Here is a 16,286-nt window from a genome sequence, read left to right as displayed (position 1 = left end):
ATAAATCAGAAGTTCGTAGTGGAAATCTGGCGACGAGTTGGATGAAGAGAGAATCAGGAGACAACCGGATCATTTTTGGCAAGCCATCTTAAAAAAAACTAAAAAATCCTAGGAAAACTAGTCATCTCTTACAAAAATTTTTAATTATCTGAGTCTTCACTCTACTGGCAAAGTTACAATTCCCAGCCAAAATTCATCAATCCGCCGAATCAATTGAAATAGACAATCCAATTCACCAGATTTGACGACGTAACTATTGCCTTGTAATAAATAACTTTGTAATACCTGCTGGGGCTGATCGATCGCGGTCAGAATAATCACTGGAATGCGCTTAAATTGAGAATTTTGTTTAATTTTTGACAAAATATCCATGCCATTGGACTCCGGAAAATCCAATTCCAGCAAAATCAAGTCGGGGCGCGGCGCATTGCTATAGGATCCACGGCGCTCCAGAAAGTCCAATGCCTGTTCTCCCTGGTTCAAAGGAACCAATTTATGGGGAATAGTGCTGGATTGAAAAGCCTGTTCAATCACGGGCAAATGTTCAGCACAAGGCTCGACCACCAGCACCGTCTTAACGACATCCGTTGCATTCATACGCTCCAACTTCGCTGCTCCCACGCCACTAAATTTGCAAATCCCGGATGCTTTCTCCGATCGCCCCCTGATCCCGATCGCGGAGTTGTTTATATTTAAGGTTTTATCCTGATAGGGTCTGCAATTTCCCCCTGGATGAAATTTGTTGAAAATTTTGATTGTCTGTAGCTTTTCGATGTATTTTGCAAAGAACAGTTATATCTTAGATGGCTAGCAACAATGGGTTGCGGGTTCCTTGCCCTTGCGAAATCAGGCGAGATAAAATAGAGCAAATAAGCCATTCATAGATAATGCTGGAGAAAATCCATGGGCATCTTAGAACTACTGGTTTTGGGAATTTACGCGGGAGGCGCGTGGAAGTTTTGGAGTGGTTTTCAGCGGACTAACTTCCAGGATAATAAGGTGCCTTTAACGCTACTGTGGCCGTTGTTCTTTGCTGTTAATAAATCCTATCGTCAAAATTTCAATAAAGCCTTGAAAGGCTAATCCAGTTAGTATTTCATCAATCTTCATCACTAAATGAGCATTCCAGTCGATCAATGGCAATCCTCAATCCAAGCGATCGCGCAACGGTTCGATCGGGAGTTTCGTCGAGAACCCTTTAACCTCCCGCCGGAAGTGGAGTCGATGCCGATTTTCCAGGAGTGGGCTGCTGGGAAGTTGCAACCGAAGCTAACTTCGCCCTTCTGGGAATTGATGAAGCCGAAGAAGAACGATCGCATTTTGGACTTGGGGTGTGGGTTGAGTTTTTTGATTTATCCCTGCTGGCGAGACTGGGATGCTTATTTTTATGGGCAGGAAATCAGCACCTTTGCGAAGGAATTTCTGGATTCCCGAGGTTCGCAACTCAACTCCAAACTTTTCAAGGGGGTTGCCTATGCACCAGCCCATGTGTGTGCTTACAATGATGTGCAATTCGATAGCGCGATCGCGACAGGGTTCAGTTGTTATTACCCGATCGATTACTGGGAAGCGGTAATGACTATCATTAAGAAATCACTGAAACCCGGTGGTAGTTTTGTTTTTGACTTGCTCAACCCTGAGACAGAATTAGCTGAGAATTGGGCTATTTTGGAAACCTATCTGGGCGCGGAAGTATTCCTAGAGCCGTTGAGCAAATGGGAAGCACTGATTAAATCGATCGGCGGCAAAATTCAAAAGCAACAACCCGGCACCCTCTTGAATCTCTACAAAATAACCTTTCCCTAACCTTCCCACTCCCTTACCCTTCCTCATCATCATTCCTCCGTCCCGGCCATTTCGTTCCCATTTCCGTCATCGCTGAGAAGATCAGGTAGAGAAATAGCATCAGTACGCCAATGAGAAAGGCCAGTGAGTCCTGATCCATACGATTTAAATTCTTGTCTGCATGTCTTAATGTCTATTTTGAACTTGGATCAGACACCATGGCGAAAAAAGCACTTCCCCCGAAATTCATCATCCAAACAGGCCGCTGGGTTTGGACAACCCTCTGGCAAACCATGATGTCCCAAATGGCACCCCGCAACGCCTCCGGTGCCTACCAGCGCCCCACCAGCCAATTCCGCGATCGCATCTCCGCCCAACCCGAAGCCCGCTTTCCCCCAGAAGCCGATCGCTACACCCTCATCGTCGGCATGGGTTGCCCCTGGGCGCACAGAACCCTAATTGTGCGCGTCCTCAAAGGATTACAAGACGCCATCTCGATCGTCATCGTCCAACCCTCCCCAGAAAACGGAGGCTGGATTTTTCCCGAACCCTTCGCTGGATGTCATAGCTTGGCGCAACTCTACCAAAAAGCCCAACCCGACTACCCAGGCAGATCGACCGTCCCCGTCCTCTGGGATCGCAAAACCAACACGATCGTCAACAACGAAAGCGCAGAAATTATCGAAATCTTAAACAGTGAATTTAACCCTCTAGCAACCCATTCCGAAATCGATCTCTATCCCGAAGATCAACGATCGGCCATCGATCAATGGAACGATAAAATCTACAACACCGTCAACAACGGCGTCTATCGCTGTGGCTTCGCCCAAACCCAATCCGCCTACGAAACCGCCGTCACCGAACTCTTCAGCACCCTCGACGAAATCGACACCACCCTCGCCACCCAGCGCTACCTCTGCGGCGATCGCCTCACCCTCGCCGACGTGCGCCTCTTCACCACCCTGATCCGCTTTGACATCGCCTACCACGGCCTATTTAAATGCAGCTATCGTCGTATCCAAGACTATCCCCACCTGCGCGGCTACGTCCAAGACCTCTACCAACGTCCCGGCATCGCCGACACCTGCGACTTCGAAACCATCCGCCGCGACTACTACGGCAACCTCTTTCCCCTCAACCCCGGCGGCCTCATTCCCATCCGCCCCGACCTCAACTGGTTACACCAACCCGCCCAGCGCAATTTCTCCCCCAATCGCCCCGGCTAGTAAAATCCGTTATTCTGTAGGGACATCACGATCGAACCAGCCGTCATGCATTCCCTCGAAAAACTGGCCTCCCGCGACCAAGCCCTCCAACGGGTACGCACCGTCGGACAACTCCTCGATAACGCGATCGCCATTCCCGGCACCGACTATCGGATTGGGCTGGATCCGCTGCTGGGACTCCTGCCAGGGGGCGGTGACATGGTGGGCATCGTGGTATCCGCCTACATCGTCCTGGAAGCAGCCCGCTTCGGAGTCCCGAAATCTACCCTCGTGCGCATGGTGCTGAATATCCTGCTCGATTCCAGCGTTGGAGCCATTCCCGTGGTGGGAGACTTGTTTGACTTCGCTTGGAAATCCAACAGCCGTAATGTCGCCCTTCTGGAATCCCACGTCAGCAACGGCACCCTGCAACGCAAAGTCGATCGCCGCTTCATCCTCGTCCTCGCGATCGCCCTGTTCCTCATCATCCTGGGCTTTGCAGCCCTCGTCACCCTCGTCGTGGGTACCGTCTGGAAATTAATCATGGGTTAGAGGCAAGCCGCCCGATCGTGCAAAGGTGCCTCAACTTCTGGGAACGCTAAGAATACCGTGCGACGGAGTTCAGGGTGAGTGACTAGGGATTTTCTATGAACATTCGACAGTGCTACGAAGTACTAGAACTCAATCCCCCCGTGTCCCACGACGATCTCAAACAAGCCTACAAAGATCTCGTCCAAGTTTGGCACCCCGATCGCTTCTCCCACAATCCCCGCCTCCGCCAAAAAGCCGAAGAAAAACTTAAACAAATCAACGTCGCCTACGAATCCTTAGAGCACCTGCTCACCCAGCAAGCCATCACGCAACAAGCCTATTCCCAGCGTCCCAGTTCTCAACCCACCCGATCGCCCCACAGCCAATCGCCCCACAGCCGCACCAGCCAAACCTCCCAGGGCACCTATCAATGGCAAGAGTTCACCAAAACCGGATCCACAAATCAACCTAAAACCTTTTGGAACCAACTAAGCCTCAAAACCCGGATGCAGATTTATGGGGTTCTCCTCACCCTCAGCATCTTCGCCTTAATTTGGTCACCGATCGTCCTGGCCTATCTCGTCACAACCTATCCCCTGTTTTTCCTAATTCCGCTCTGTCTAATCGGCATTTATTTTGGCCTGCGCCATCTTTCCAAATATTAGACCCACCAATTTTTAGCCAGCAGATATATTATCCCTCTCGCCAATCTCGAGCCTAGTCTGGGAATTCAACGTGGGATAGTGGCTGAGAGCGTTACAATTATTGACGCTCCAGTTTAAGGTGGCTTTCTTATGTCTAGCCCAGTTGATGATATTCGCGAAAATGCTCCAGCGGAGATTAAGCTGGGCGAAAAACTCTACGAAGGAAAAGCAAAAATTCTCTACGCAACGGATGACCCCGACCGGTTGCTCACCTTCTTCAAAGACGATGCCACCGCCTTCAACGCCCAGAAAAAAGGCAGCATCCGAGGCAAAGGCGAAATCAACAATACCATTTCCGCCCACCTGTTCAAACTGATGGCCTCCCGAGGCGTGCCCACCCACTTCATCAGCCTGCCCCATCCAACCCAGATGTTGGTCAAAGCAGTGACGATTATTCCCCTAGAAGTCGTCGTCCGGAACATCGCCGCTGGTAGCCTCTGCAAGCAAACGGGGTTAGCCCTCGGCACCGACATCCAGCCGCCCCTCGTCGAGTTCTACCTCAAAGACGACGCCTTGGGGGATCCACTGCTGACCCCCGATCGCCTACGCCTGCTCAACCTCGCCACCCCCGAAGAAGTGGAAACCTTGACCCGCATGGCATTGACCATTAACGAGGTACTGCGAGAATTTTTCAATCAATGCGAAATCACCCTAGTGGACTTCAAGCTGGAATTTGGCCGAGATCGGAGTGGTAATATCCTTCTTGCAGATGAAATAAGCCCCGATACCTGTCGTTTGTGGAAACAAGGGGAACCCGATCCACAAAAGCGCGTCCTAGACAAAGATCGATTCCGTCAGGATTTAGGGGATGTTGAGGGGGGCTATCGGCAAGTCTTAGAACGAGTTCTTGGACAAGCGGTGTAGAACAGAATAGCTTTTCTGAGCTTTTCCCCGTATCCTTTGTTGGTATTGTGTTGTTTGGACTGGTGTTGGTGTAAGGAGCAACTCGATCGTGCGTTATCTGCGATTCTCTCCCGTTTGGCTAGCGGCTCTTGCTGCAATGGCAAGTCTTGGTTATTCTTCAGCGGTACAGGCAGCCTCTGCTGAGGAGGCTGTGAAATCGGACGTGGTACCGACCCAGACCGATCGGGAACTCAGCAAACCGATTTCTGAGCCAAAGATTGAACCCAAAAAGATTGAACCGAAAGTTGCTGAACCAAAAGCACTTTCGCCTAAAGTTCTCTCTCAAAAGAAAATTAAGCCTAAAACGGCTCTGACTAAAGCTGGAACTCAAATTGCAGCAGCTCTGCCTGAAGTCATCGTTGAAACTGAAACGAGCACAACAGGCACGATCGGGCAGCCTGCCTCGGAAACGATACCCCAATCCCAAGCGGCCCTGCTGGTTGCCCAGGGGGGTATTCCCGAGCAGGACACCCCAAATCAAATCAAGATCACCCCAGACGCCCCTGCGCCCACCGCACCTCAGGATCCCACCATTCAAGTGGCTCCTCAAGCAACCCCTCAGGTCACTCCCACCCCTTCCCAAGCGCCCCCCTTACCTACTACGGGGCAGCCTCCCGCAGGGCAGCCCGCAGCGGGCGAACAGCCACCAGAACCGCGAGTCTTGGTGGCAGAAGTGCAGGTGACTGGAGCCACGGGCAATCTGGAAGATGAGGTCTACCGCGTGATTCGCACCCGACCCGGCCAGACCACCACCCGATCGCAGTTACAGGAAGACATCAACGCGATCTTTGCGACCGGATTTTTCGCCAACGTCCAAGCCAAGCCAGAAGATACTCCCCTCGGGGTACGGGTCAGCTTTGATGTGCAGCCCAACCCGACGTTAAAAGGCGTGCGCATTGAAGGCAGTTCGATCGTTAAACAGGCCGATGTAGATAAGGTTTTCCAAGAGCAATACGGCTCCACCCTCAACTACCGCAGCCTGCAACGGGGCATCCAAGATCTCACCAAACGCTACCAAGACGAAGGCTATGTTCTGGCCCAGGTCGTCGATCTGCCCAAGGTGGATCCCGATGGCACCGTCACGCTGCAAGTCGCCGAAGGGGACATCGAATCGGTACGGGTGCGCTTTTTGAACAAAGAAGGCGAAGAACAGCTCGACAAAAACGGCAAACCCAAGGGCCGTACCCGCGAATTCATTGTCCTGCGGGAAATGGAAACCAAATCGGGACAAGTCTTTAATCGCAAAACTGCCGAACGGGATTTACAGCGCGTCTTTGGCCTAGGCATTTTTGAAGATGTCAAACTATCCCTCGATCCAGGTTCGGATCCTAAAAAGGCGATCGTCAATGTCAACGTTGTCGAACGCAACACTGGATCGATCGCCGCTGGGGCCGGGATTAGCTCCGCCAGTGGCCTGTTTGGAACCGTTAGCTACCAGCAGCAGAACCTAGGCGGCAACAACCAAAAACTGGGGGCTGAACTGCAAGTAGGGCAACGGGAATTGCTGTTTGATGCCAGCTTCTCTGACCCCTGGATTGCTGGCGATCCCTACCGCACCTCCTACACCATTAACGGCTTCCGTCGCCGCAGCATTTCCCTAATTTTCGATGGCGGCGAAGACGAAGTCCGCATTCTAGATGGCAGCGATCGCGATCGGCCTCGCGTCGTCCGCACCGGTGGCGGCATCAGCTTCTCCCGGCCCCTGTCCAAGGATGTCTTCAAGCGCTCTCCCTGGTCTGCCTCCCTAGGCTTGCAGTACCAACGGGTCAAAATTCAGAATGCCGATGGCGACAAGGTCGAAGCCGATACCCCCCTCGTCAATGAAGCCGGTCAAACCGTCGGCTTTGGACGCGACCTGAGCTTTAGTGGTGAGGGCACCGATGACCTGCTTACCCTACAACTTGGCTTTGTCAAAGACACCCGCAACGATGCGCTGAAACCCACGCGGGGTTCCGTCCTGCGCTTTGGGACAGAGCAATCCATCCCGATCGGTCAGGGCAGTATCCTGTTCAACCGCCTGCGGGGTAGCTACAGCTTCTACATTCCCACTCGGTTGACCAAATTCACCAAAGGTTGCCAAACCAAGGATCCTAAACTGGCGGATTGTCCCCAAGCCTTTGCCTTTAACATCCAAGGCGGTACTGTGCTGGGTGACTTGCCCCCCTACGAAGCCTTCTCCCTCGGTGGTAGCAACTCCGTCCGGGGCTTTGAGGAAGGGGATGTGGGCAGCGGTAAGAGCTTCATCCAAGCCTCTGCGGAATACCGATTCCCGCTGTTCTCGATCATCTCGGGCGCGCTGTTTGTCGATGCGGCCACGGATTTGGGCACCGGAGATAGCGTCAAAGGCAATCCTGCTGGACTGCGGGGCAAACCAGGAAGCGGCATTGGCTACGGCTTAGGCGTGCGGGTACAGTCGCCCCTCGGCCCCATTCGTGTAGACTATGGATTCAATGACCAAGGGGACAGTCGTCTTCACTTTGGCATTGGCGAGCGCTTCTAAACGCTAGCGTTCTAACAACTAGAGCAGGTGCAGAAATGAGGGTTCGGGAATGAAAGAGGCTGAGACAACCCCCTCTACCGCTGTTGCTGAAACAGCAGACAAGACGGTAGCTAAGGGTCTATCAATCGGCGATCGCCAATGCACGATCGCCCAGCCGATCGCCTGTACAGGAGTAGGGTTACATTCAGGGCTCACCACCACTGTGCACCTCATTCCCGCCCTTGGTAACAGCGGTCGCACCTTCATCCGCACCGATTTACCCAACTCTCCCGCCATTCCAGCCAAAGTTGCCAACGTTCAACAGACCGTTCTCTCCACAGAATTGGTCGCCGAAACAGCCCAAGGCAATGCCCAAGTTCGCACAGTCGAGCATCTACTGGCGGCACTATTGGGCCTGGGTATCGATAACGTCCGCATCGAAATTGATGGCGGAGAAGTGCCATTACTGGATGGTTCGGCCCAGGATTGGGCCACGGCGATCGCCACCGCAGGCATCGCCGTCCAAACCACCCCACGCCCCCAAATGGAACTCAATGAACCGATTTGGGTTCGCCAAGGCGATGCCTTCGTAGCAGCCTTGCCTGCGCCAGAATTGCGCTTTAGCTACGGCATTGACTTTGACGTTCCCGCGATCGGCAATCAGTGGCACAGTTGGTCACCCAGCCAGACTTCCTTCGTCCAAGAAATAGCACCCGCCCGCACCTTTGGCCTCGCCCATCAAATCGAGCACCTCCAAAGCGCTGGCTTGATCAAAGGAGGCAGCTTGGATAATGCCTTGGTTTGTAGCCAAACAGGCTGGTTAAATCCGCCACTACGATTTTCAAATGAGCCAGTCCGTCATAAGCTTTTAGACTTAGTAGGGGATTTAAGTTTGGTGGGACATTTGCCCACCGCCCACTACTTAGCCTACAAAGCTAGTCACCACCTGCATACTCAGCTGGCCCAGCAACTCGCGGCGATCGTGAATCCAGGCTAGCTCGACAGTTTCGCTTCGTTCTGTGTATCTAAAACCGAATCCAATGACCATCCTGACTGACCTTAAACCGGCTGAGACGACCTCCGAACCTGCGCCCATGAAAACCACCTTTTCTGTGGAAGAGATTCATAAGCTCTTACCCCATCGCTATCCCTTTGCCTTAGTCGATCGAATCATTGACTTTGTTCCCGGCAAGCTTGCAGTGGGGATTAAGAACATCTCCTTCAATGAGCCACAGTTCCAAGGCCACTTCCCCGGTCGTCCCATCATGCCGGGAGTGCTCATTGTCGAAGCGATGGCACAGGTGGGTGGCATCGTTTTGACCCAAATGGCGGATGTCCCCGATGGACTGTTTATGTTCGCGGGAATTGATAAAGTGCGATTCCGTCGGCCCGTTGTGCCAGGAGACCAACTGGTAATGACTGTGGAACTGTTGTCAGTCAAGGGCCGTCGATTTGGGAAGATGCAAGGTCGTGCTGAAGTAGATGGACAACTGGCCTGCGAAGGTGAATTAATGTTTGCATTAGTAGACTAAATTCCGTTAATCTCTTGCCAAACCCTCATACGAATGGTTAAGTCACTTCCATAGCCTCCCCCAATCCATAGCCTCCCCCAAAGTTGACTAATGGGCAAAACTGACTGATTGCAATTGATTACAATGAGTCCACGCTCTTCCCACGTCTCTCAATCATTACCAATGACTCTAGATGAGTCATTGGCTGATGGGTCAGTTCAGGCAGGTGGATCAACTCAGGCCGATGGGTCAATCCCAATTGGGGCGACGCGAATAGTCGGTTGCCGTTTTGGTTCCTCCGTCTAGAATAAGCTCACTGACTGACCGCTCCTCCTTGCTCCTTACACCTTCTTCCCTTCCCACTGCCTACGCCAGTTAACTTGAGGCAGCACTCTAACCGTTGTTGTATTTTGGCAATGGCGGCTAAGCAAGAGTCTGCTGAGGCCGTACCTCAGGTTAGCCTGCTCGTCTAGGCAATACTCACCACGCATAGCTGATATGGCAACCCTAATCCACCCGACTGCTGTTATCCATCCTGGTGCTGAATTACATCCAACCGTACAAGTAGGGGCGTATGCTGTTATTGGAGCAAAAGTAAAGGTCGGAGCAGGCACCGTGATTGGGCCCCATGTGGTTCTGGATGGGGATACAAGGGTAGGAGAGCGCAATCAAATCTTTCCAGGGGCAGCGATCGGCCTCGAACCCCAGGACTTGAAATATGACGGTTCCTGCGGCCCAGTTCGCATTGGCGATGGCAACCAAATTCGCGAATATGTCACCATTCACCGCCCAACCCATGACGATGATGTCACCCGTATTGGCAATAACAATCTTCTGATGGCCTATACCCATGTCGGTCATAACAGCGTCATTGAAGATCAGGTCATTATTGCGAACTCCGTAGCCTTAGCAGGGCATGTGCACATTGAATCCCAGGCGCGACTCAGTGGCGTTTTAGGGGTACACCAGTTTGTACGAATTGGGCGCTTGGCGATGGTAGGAGGCATGGCACGCATCGATCGGGATGTGCCACCGTACATGATGGTCGAGGGCAATCCTTCTCGCGTGCGATCGCTCAATCTGATTGGGCTACAGCGAGCTGGAGTGGCCGATCTTCAGGACGGCGAGGTCTTAAAATCATTGAAGCAAGCCTTTCGCCTGCTGTATCGATCGCAATCTACCTTTGCCCAAGCAGTTGAACAACTGGAAACACTTTCAGACAATGACTACTTACGGCATCTCCGTCAATTCATTGTGATGTCCCAATTGCCCGGTCGTCGGGGTTTGGTTCCCGGAAGAAGCTAAATTTCCGGAAGAGACTAAGTTCCCGGAAAAGACGAAGTTCCCGGAAGAGACGAAGTTGGGGAATCAACCTGTGAAACGAAGAATTTTTATCAGTACGGGCGAGGTGTCCGGCGATCTCCAAGGGGCAATGCTGGTAGATGCCTTGTATCGCCAAGCCAACAGCCAAGGAATCGACCTAGAAATCGTGGCCCTCGGAGGCGATCGCATGGCAGCAGCCGGAGCTACGCTGTTAGGCAATACCAGCGCCATCGGCTCGATCGGCGTCTTTGAAGCATTGCCCTACGTGTTGCCCACGCTATTACTACAACGCAAAGCCAAACGCTATCTACTGGAGTATCCACCAGACTTAGTCATTCTGATTGACTATATAGGGGCTAACCTAAGCATTGGACATTTTGTGCGCCAGTCTTTTCCCAAGGTGCCGATCGTTTACTACATTGCCCCCCAGGAATGGGTCTGGTCGCTCAATGATCACAACACCCAGCAAATCAAGGCCATTACCGATCGCTTGCTAGCAATTTTTCCCGAGGAAGCTAACTATTACACCAAGCAGGGAGCCACCGTGGAATGGGTAGGCCATCCCTTGGTCGATCGCTTACAAAATGCACCCAGTCGGGAGGAAGCCCGAGCCAAGTTGGGCATCGCAGAGCAAGACTGGGCGATCGTTCTCTCCCCCGCCTCCCGCAAGCAAGAGCTCAAGTACCTACTACCACCCATATTTGCCGCCGCCCAGCATCTCCAGCAACAGTTTCCGCAAATCCATTTTTGGGTGCCCCTCGCCCTCGATCGCTATCGACCCGTCCTAGAACAAGCCATCGCAGACTATGGGTTACAAGCCACGATCGTCCCCAAGGGACTGAACCAAGTCGCGATCGCCGCCGCAGATTTAGCCTTAACCAAATCGGGCACCACAAACTTGGAAATGGTCCTGTTGAATGTACCGCAGGTGGTCATTTATCGCCTCAGTCCCCTCACTGCGTGGCTGGCCCGCCATGTGATTAAACTCAAAATTTCCTTCGCGTCTCCGGTGAACCTTGTTCCAATGCGACCTGTCGTACCAGAGTTACTACAAGACCAAGTAACCGTCGATAGGATTTACCAGCAAGCACTGCAATTACTGCAAAGTGACGCTCGGCAAACCATGCTTCAGGACTACGCTGAAGTGCGTCAGAGATTAGGAGAACCAGGAGTTTGTGATCGGGCTGCGCGATCGATTTTCAACTTGCTCTGACTCGTTTCGGAGGGCAACTCAGGGACACATTATTCCCAAGTCGCAATGGATCTCAAAACATCGGGAATCGGTGTATCAGCAGGAAACTCTAACAGGGTTTCCCGAATGCCTAAATAACCTGACTCAGTGAAAGAAAGCAACATTCGTGCTAAAGCAAACCAAACCTCTGGCTCAAATTCCCAATCCCGATCGCGTCTGGCCCGTCCCGCGATCGATTTCAAAGCCCAGAAGTAGCTGTTACGCACCACTGACCCATCTTTCTTATAGGCTGGGACATCTTCATAGTACAGGTACAAAATTTCGTTATCAATCCGCGATCGCATAGCGCTAGCCTTCAACCCAACTTCAAGGCAAACCTCGCCTCAAGCTCAAATTCGCCTCAAATAAAGAGAGACGCTATTCAGCGCCTCATCGCAAACTATCTAGTTACGCCGCCCTAGTTACATCATCCTAGTTACGTCATCTAGTTAAGGTTCAGTCGCTGGTGAACTGGGTTCAGTCAGTGGTTAAGCCACGAATTCAGTCAACCACTTGTTTCAGTCAACCACTTAGTTTCAGTCAGCAACTTAGTAACGACGGGAGTAACCGCCGCCGGAACCTGCATTAGACCAATTACCTCGGTTGCCGCCAGCTTGGGGCCGATCCCCTTGGGGCCGATCTTCCTTGGGTTTTGCTTTGCTTACCCGCATATCTCGACCCATCCACTCTGCACCATCTAGGGCTTCGATCGCGGCAGCTTCTTCTTCATCGCTACCCATTTCCACAAAGCCAAATCCACGTGCTCGACCCGTTTCGCGATCGATGGGGATCTGTACCCGCTTTACCGTACCGTATTCTGAAAATACCGTAGTCACTTCGTCAGAAGTCACGCTATAGGCAAGGTTGCCTACATAAATCGACATTGCAAATCTCCACAATTGGAATGAAAAAGAGAGACGTTTAAGCTTCGGGAGAAATGCCTGCTAGAAATAGCTGAACCGACGATCTTGATTTAATGATCTTGACTTAAGGCCTGAACTATGCTTGGGGCGCATCGCGACAGCCGATGGATCACAAGCTGCACTCGATGGCAATTCAGACGATCGAGAACAGCCTTTCCTGAAACAAACGACCCAACCGAATTTAATATCTCCTAGCTAATACCGTAACATATCTAATCGACAAGATCCGTGGGATACGGTCTTTTCCTATTCACCGTCATCATAGCCATCGATCATTGCTTGGAGATGCACTGCCCATGACTGCTCAAAAAAATGTTCCCTTTGGTGAATGGCGATCCCCCATTACCTCAGACTTGATCGTTGCGGGCTCGATCGGGCTCGGACAACTCTGTTTAGATGGTCAAGATTTGTACTGGAGCGAATCTCGACCCACGGAAGGGGGGCGCAACGTCATCATGACCCAAAGCGCAACCGGAGACTTTGTAGAAATTACTTCCCCCGATTTTAACGTTCGCACGCGCGTTCATGAATATGGCGGCGGCGCTTACCGAGTGGTGAATGGCGTGACTTATTTTATAAATTATCGGGATCAACATCTCTATCGCCAAGCCTATCCCTCGGCAGCCGTTGCCGTTACCACCGAAGAGAACTTACGCTATGCCGATATGATTGCCGATCGTCCAAGAGATCGTTGCATCGCCATTCGGGAGGATCACCGGCAAAGCGGCCAGGAAGCAATCAACACGATCGTGGCAATTCAAGCCGATGGGACCCAAACGGTACTCGTGAGCGGTCATGACTTTTATGCTTCCCCCACCCTCAGCCCCGATGGCACCAGCCTTGCCTGGATCACCTGGAACCATCCCAACATGCCCTGGGATGGCACAGAACTTTGGCTCGGCACCTTCCAAACCGATGGTACCTTGGCGGATCTGCAATGCTTGGCGGGTAGTTCGGAGGAATCCATCTTCCAACCCCAGTGGGGGCCAGATGGGCAACTGTATTTTGTCAGCGATCGCCTCGGTTGGTGGAACCTCTATCGCTGGTCGCCCACCACTTCAGAAATGACTGCGCTCTTTCCCAAAGAAGCAGAATTTGGCCAACCCCAATGGGTCTTTGGCATGTCGAACTACGGGTTTACCAGCGATCGAGATTTGTTCTGTACCTACAGCGAACAAGGCATTAGCCACCTTGCCCACCTGGACTTGGACACCCTGGTATTAACCGAAATTCCAACCCCCTACACCAACATCACCGGAGTACAAGCCAGCCCTGGCCTGGTAGCGTTCCTAGGGGGATCGACCACAGAACCCACCGCAATCGTTCGGTTAGACTTGGTCGCCCAGACGATGCAGGTAGTCCGAAAATCGACAGAACTTCAGGTAGATCCTGGCTATTTATCCATTCCCCGTCCGATCGAATTTCCGACCAGTCACGGCTTAACCGCCCATGCCTTCTTTTATCCACCCAATAACCAAGACTACCAAGCCCCAGCAGGGGAACGGCCACCGCTCTTGGTGAAAAGTCACGGCGGCCCCACCGCTGCCACAACAGCATCCTTCGATTTACGCATTCAGTATTGGACAAGCCGTGGCTTTGCCGTTTTAGATGTCAACTATGGGGGGAGTACGGGCTATGGGCGAGCCTATCGGCAACGCTTAAACGGCAATTGGGGCATTGTGGACGTAGACGACTGCGCCAACGGAGCCCAATACTTAGCCGATCAAGGGGAAGTGGATGGCGATCGCCTAGTTATCAACGGCGGTAGTGCGGGCGGCTACACAACCCTCTGTGCCTTGACCTTTCGCAAAGTGTTTAAAGCGGGGGCAAGTTACTACGGCGTTAGCGATCTCAAAGTGCTGGCGGAAGATACCCATAAGTTTGAATCCCGCTATTTGGATAGCTTGATTGGCCCCTACCCCCAGGAAGCAGCACTTTATTACGAGCGATCGCCCATCAACTTTGTGGATCAACTCTCCTGCCCCGTGGTTTTCTTCCAAGGCGATGAAGACAAAATTGTCCCTCCTAACCAAGCCGAACGCATGGTGGAAGCCCTTAAACAAAAAGGCTTACCCGTCGCCTATGTTTTATTTGAAGGCGAGCAACACGGATTCCGGAAAGCAGAAAATATTCGTCGGGTCTTGGATGGCGAATTTTATTTCTACTCTCGGGTCTTTGGCTTCCAACCAGCGGAGTCAATTGAACCGATCTCGATCGCCAATCTGGAGGGATAGTCAATCCCGAACCCTGCGCGCGCGTCCCTCACAACGCCAGCACACCCACCCATCCCTTTCACCTGTAATTCTTTCAACAGAGAGTTTTCTGGTAAGGGTAGATCTACTAACTTTGAGGAAGTTAAGATCAATGATCTGCCCCAATTATGGCTAACTTTACAAAATTCATATCCTAAGCCAAGAAACCTCCCAGAAAATCAGGACTAATAGGGGCTTATCCTTCAAAGGATCCTCATAAATAAGTCCGTTGATCCACGGAAGACTTGTGACCTAAATCACAGGATACTGGTGATAACAAGTCCAAAAGGAAACAAGAACTGTGATGAGCATCTTTGTTTCTGAGGTGGGTTTTGTCCTTTGATCTTTCTCCATCCTTTTCCTTTGATCTTTCCACCAAACTTTCCACGCGCGCTGGACTGCAATTTGGGTATTCACTAATTTGAGTGTTCGCTGAGTATTTACTTTCCCATAGGATGATAAATGGCAGATACCGTAATCAAGCGTTAATTAACGATCGTTAAGTCCATTTAAAAAAAGTTTTCTCACTTGTATTAAGGCTATTCTTTGCCCTGACCAAATCCGGTTTAGGGCTTTTTTTTGCGAATTTCTAAGCGGATTTTTACAATGAAAAACCTACGATCGGATGTTCGATCGTAGGTTCGCCGGACAACTTAACTGTTCAATGAACAACACGATTAAGCCGACTAGGTAATCGATCTGTTTAGGCCATCAACGTCGATTGATGTAGATCGACAGAGCTAAACAATCTTAGATCCCAATGCTTAGAGCCAAATGTCTCACCCAAAATGCCTAGAGCCAGACATCTAACGTCCAACCACTGAGAGCCTGACTCCTAAGACGACTATTAACGCTGAACAAAAGCTAATTTTTCTTCATGGAGTCCTTAGCCGCTTCGCCTGCACCCTTAGCCGCATCACCTGCTTGCTTAGCCGCTTCACCCGCTTTAGTAGCCGCTTCACCCGCTTTATTCATAGCATCTTTAGCCGCTGCGCCGGTCTGGCTCTTGGCCGCTTCACCTGCTTGTTTAGCAGCAGTTCCAGCTTGTTTAGCGGCTTCTCCTGCCTTGCCAGCAGCTTCTCCAGCCTTTTTGCCAGCCTCGCCACCCATCGTCTTCGCGGCTTCGCCAGCTTTGTTAGCAGCTTCGCCAGCCTTATCAGCCGCCTCACCCGCTTTCTTAGCCGCATCGCCAGCCTTTTGTTTGACCGCTTCAACTGGTTTAGCAGAAGGAGGAGGGGAAGCTTCTGGCGTCTCTGGTTCAGAGCTACAAGCCGTTAGAGTTGCAGCAAGCGTTAAGCCAACTAAAGTCCCTAGAAACGTCTTCTTAGAGTTGTTGGGAAATAAAACCAGCTCTGGGACAGGGTTTGCCCTGACTGTTATCTAACTTATGCTGCATCTAAGTAGAAGTTCCACAAGCCTGCTGCGTTGAACATTAAGCG

17 protein-coding genes are annotated in these 16,286 nt (G+C 51.7%); 12 read left to right on the top strand and 5 right to left on the bottom strand.

The window, feature by feature from the left end; all coding sequences use genetic code 11:
- Window positions 1–156: 156 nt before the first annotated feature.
- Complete coding sequence (locus tag ACN4EG_RS20705) at window positions 157–597, bottom strand: response regulator (RefSeq protein WP_431632089.1); 441 nt, start codon at window positions 595–597, stop codon at window positions 157–159.
- A 306-nt stretch (window positions 598–903) separates the two neighbouring features.
- On the opposite strand from ACN4EG_RS20705, the gene ACN4EG_RS20700 reads away from it, so the two are divergent.
- Window positions 904–1,083, top strand: coding sequence for a hypothetical protein (locus tag ACN4EG_RS20700; RefSeq protein WP_431632088.1), 180 nt, complete (start codon window positions 904–906; stop codon window positions 1,081–1,083).
- Between the two features lie 33 nt (window positions 1,084–1,116).
- A complete protein-coding gene (locus ACN4EG_RS20695; RefSeq protein ID WP_431632087.1) occupies window positions 1,117–1,806 on the top strand; it encodes a class I SAM-dependent methyltransferase in 690 nt (229 codons plus the stop codon).
- A 13-nt stretch (window positions 1,807–1,819) separates the two neighbouring features.
- Here ACN4EG_RS20695 and ACN4EG_RS20690 read toward each other — a convergent pair whose 3' ends face one another.
- A complete protein-coding gene (locus ACN4EG_RS20690) occupies window positions 1,820–1,945 on the bottom strand; it encodes a hypothetical protein (protein ID WP_431632086.1) in 126 nt (41 codons plus the stop codon).
- A gap of 58 nt (window positions 1,946–2,003) precedes the next feature.
- Between ACN4EG_RS20690 and ACN4EG_RS20685 the strand changes: the two genes are divergently transcribed.
- The 9 genes from ACN4EG_RS20685 to lpxB all read left to right on the top strand — a co-directional run bounded on the left by ACN4EG_RS20685 (window position 2,004) and on the right by lpxB (window position 11,654).
- The gene (locus ACN4EG_RS20685; RefSeq protein WP_431632085.1) at window positions 2,004–3,011 is read left to right on the top strand and encodes a glutathione S-transferase family protein; all 1,008 of its coding nucleotides are present in this window, start codon (window positions 2,004–2,006) and stop codon (window positions 3,009–3,011) included.
- Between the two features lie 45 nt (window positions 3,012–3,056).
- The gene (locus ACN4EG_RS20680) at window positions 3,057–3,542 is read left to right on the top strand and encodes a DUF4112 domain-containing protein (RefSeq protein ID WP_431632084.1); all 486 of its coding nucleotides are present in this window, start codon (window positions 3,057–3,059) and stop codon (window positions 3,540–3,542) included.
- Window positions 3,543–3,637: 95 nt separating this feature from the next.
- Window positions 3,638–4,186 carry a J domain-containing protein gene (locus tag ACN4EG_RS20675; protein ID WP_431632083.1) on the top strand — a complete coding sequence of 183 codons (549 nt, stop codon included), beginning with the start codon at window positions 3,638–3,640 and terminating at the stop codon, window positions 4,184–4,186.
- A 129-nt stretch (window positions 4,187–4,315) separates the two neighbouring features.
- The gene (purC, locus tag ACN4EG_RS20670; protein WP_431632082.1) at window positions 4,316–5,089 is read left to right on the top strand and encodes a phosphoribosylaminoimidazolesuccinocarboxamide synthase; all 774 of its coding nucleotides are present in this window, start codon (window positions 4,316–4,318) and stop codon (window positions 5,087–5,089) included.
- A gap of 88 nt (window positions 5,090–5,177) precedes the next feature.
- Entirely contained in the window at window positions 5,178–7,628 is a 2,451-nt protein-coding gene (locus ACN4EG_RS20665; RefSeq protein ID WP_431632081.1) for a BamA/TamA family outer membrane protein, read from the top strand.
- 49 nt (window positions 7,629–7,677) lie between these two features.
- Window positions 7,678–8,604: a UDP-3-O-acyl-N-acetylglucosamine deacetylase gene (lpxC, locus tag ACN4EG_RS20660; RefSeq protein ID WP_431632080.1), complete on the top strand. Its 927-nt coding sequence runs from the start codon at window positions 7,678–7,680 to the stop codon at window positions 8,602–8,604.
- 43 nt (window positions 8,605–8,647) lie between these two features.
- The gene (fabZ, locus tag ACN4EG_RS20655; RefSeq protein ID WP_190573671.1) at window positions 8,648–9,139 is read left to right on the top strand and encodes a 3-hydroxyacyl-ACP dehydratase FabZ; all 492 of its coding nucleotides are present in this window, start codon (window positions 8,648–8,650) and stop codon (window positions 9,137–9,139) included.
- Between the two features lie 477 nt (window positions 9,140–9,616).
- Complete coding sequence (gene lpxA, locus ACN4EG_RS20650) at window positions 9,617–10,423, top strand: acyl-ACP--UDP-N-acetylglucosamine O-acyltransferase (RefSeq protein WP_431632079.1); 807 nt, start codon at window positions 9,617–9,619, stop codon at window positions 10,421–10,423.
- A 70-nt stretch (window positions 10,424–10,493) separates the two neighbouring features.
- Window positions 10,494–11,654, top strand: a complete 1,161-nt coding sequence (gene lpxB, locus ACN4EG_RS20645) for a lipid-A-disaccharide synthase (RefSeq protein WP_431632078.1) — start codon at window positions 10,494–10,496, stop codon at window positions 11,652–11,654.
- Window positions 11,655–11,683: 29 nt separating this feature from the next.
- On the opposite strand, the gene ACN4EG_RS20640 is transcribed toward lpxB, so the two are convergent.
- Window positions 11,684–11,977: a hypothetical protein gene (locus ACN4EG_RS20640; RefSeq protein WP_431632077.1), complete on the bottom strand. Its 294-nt coding sequence runs from the start codon at window positions 11,975–11,977 to the stop codon at window positions 11,684–11,686.
- A 243-nt stretch (window positions 11,978–12,220) separates the two neighbouring features.
- The gene (locus ACN4EG_RS20635; protein WP_431632076.1) at window positions 12,221–12,556 is read right to left on the bottom strand and encodes an RNA recognition motif domain-containing protein; all 336 of its coding nucleotides are present in this window, start codon (window positions 12,554–12,556) and stop codon (window positions 12,221–12,223) included.
- Between the two features lie 335 nt (window positions 12,557–12,891).
- Between ACN4EG_RS20635 and ACN4EG_RS20630 the strand changes: the two genes are divergently transcribed.
- Entirely contained in the window at window positions 12,892–14,829 is a 1,938-nt protein-coding gene (locus ACN4EG_RS20630; RefSeq protein WP_431632075.1) for a S9 family peptidase, read from the top strand.
- 882 nt (window positions 14,830–15,711) lie between these two features.
- Here the strand turns inward: ACN4EG_RS20630 and ACN4EG_RS20625 are convergent.
- The gene (locus tag ACN4EG_RS20625) at window positions 15,712–15,957 is read right to left on the bottom strand and encodes a hypothetical protein (protein WP_431632074.1); all 246 of its coding nucleotides are present in this window, start codon (window positions 15,955–15,957) and stop codon (window positions 15,712–15,714) included.
- Window positions 15,958–16,286 lie beyond the last annotated feature (329 nt).

This window comes from Alkalinema pantanalense CENA528 (assembly GCF_050753345.1).
GTDB classification, from domain to species: Bacteria; Cyanobacteriota; Cyanobacteriia; order Leptolyngbyales; family Leptolyngbyaceae; genus Alkalinema; species Alkalinema pantanalense.
The sequence above is the reverse complement of the archived record's forward strand: the minus strand, read 5'-3'. Positions and strand labels throughout refer to the sequence as shown.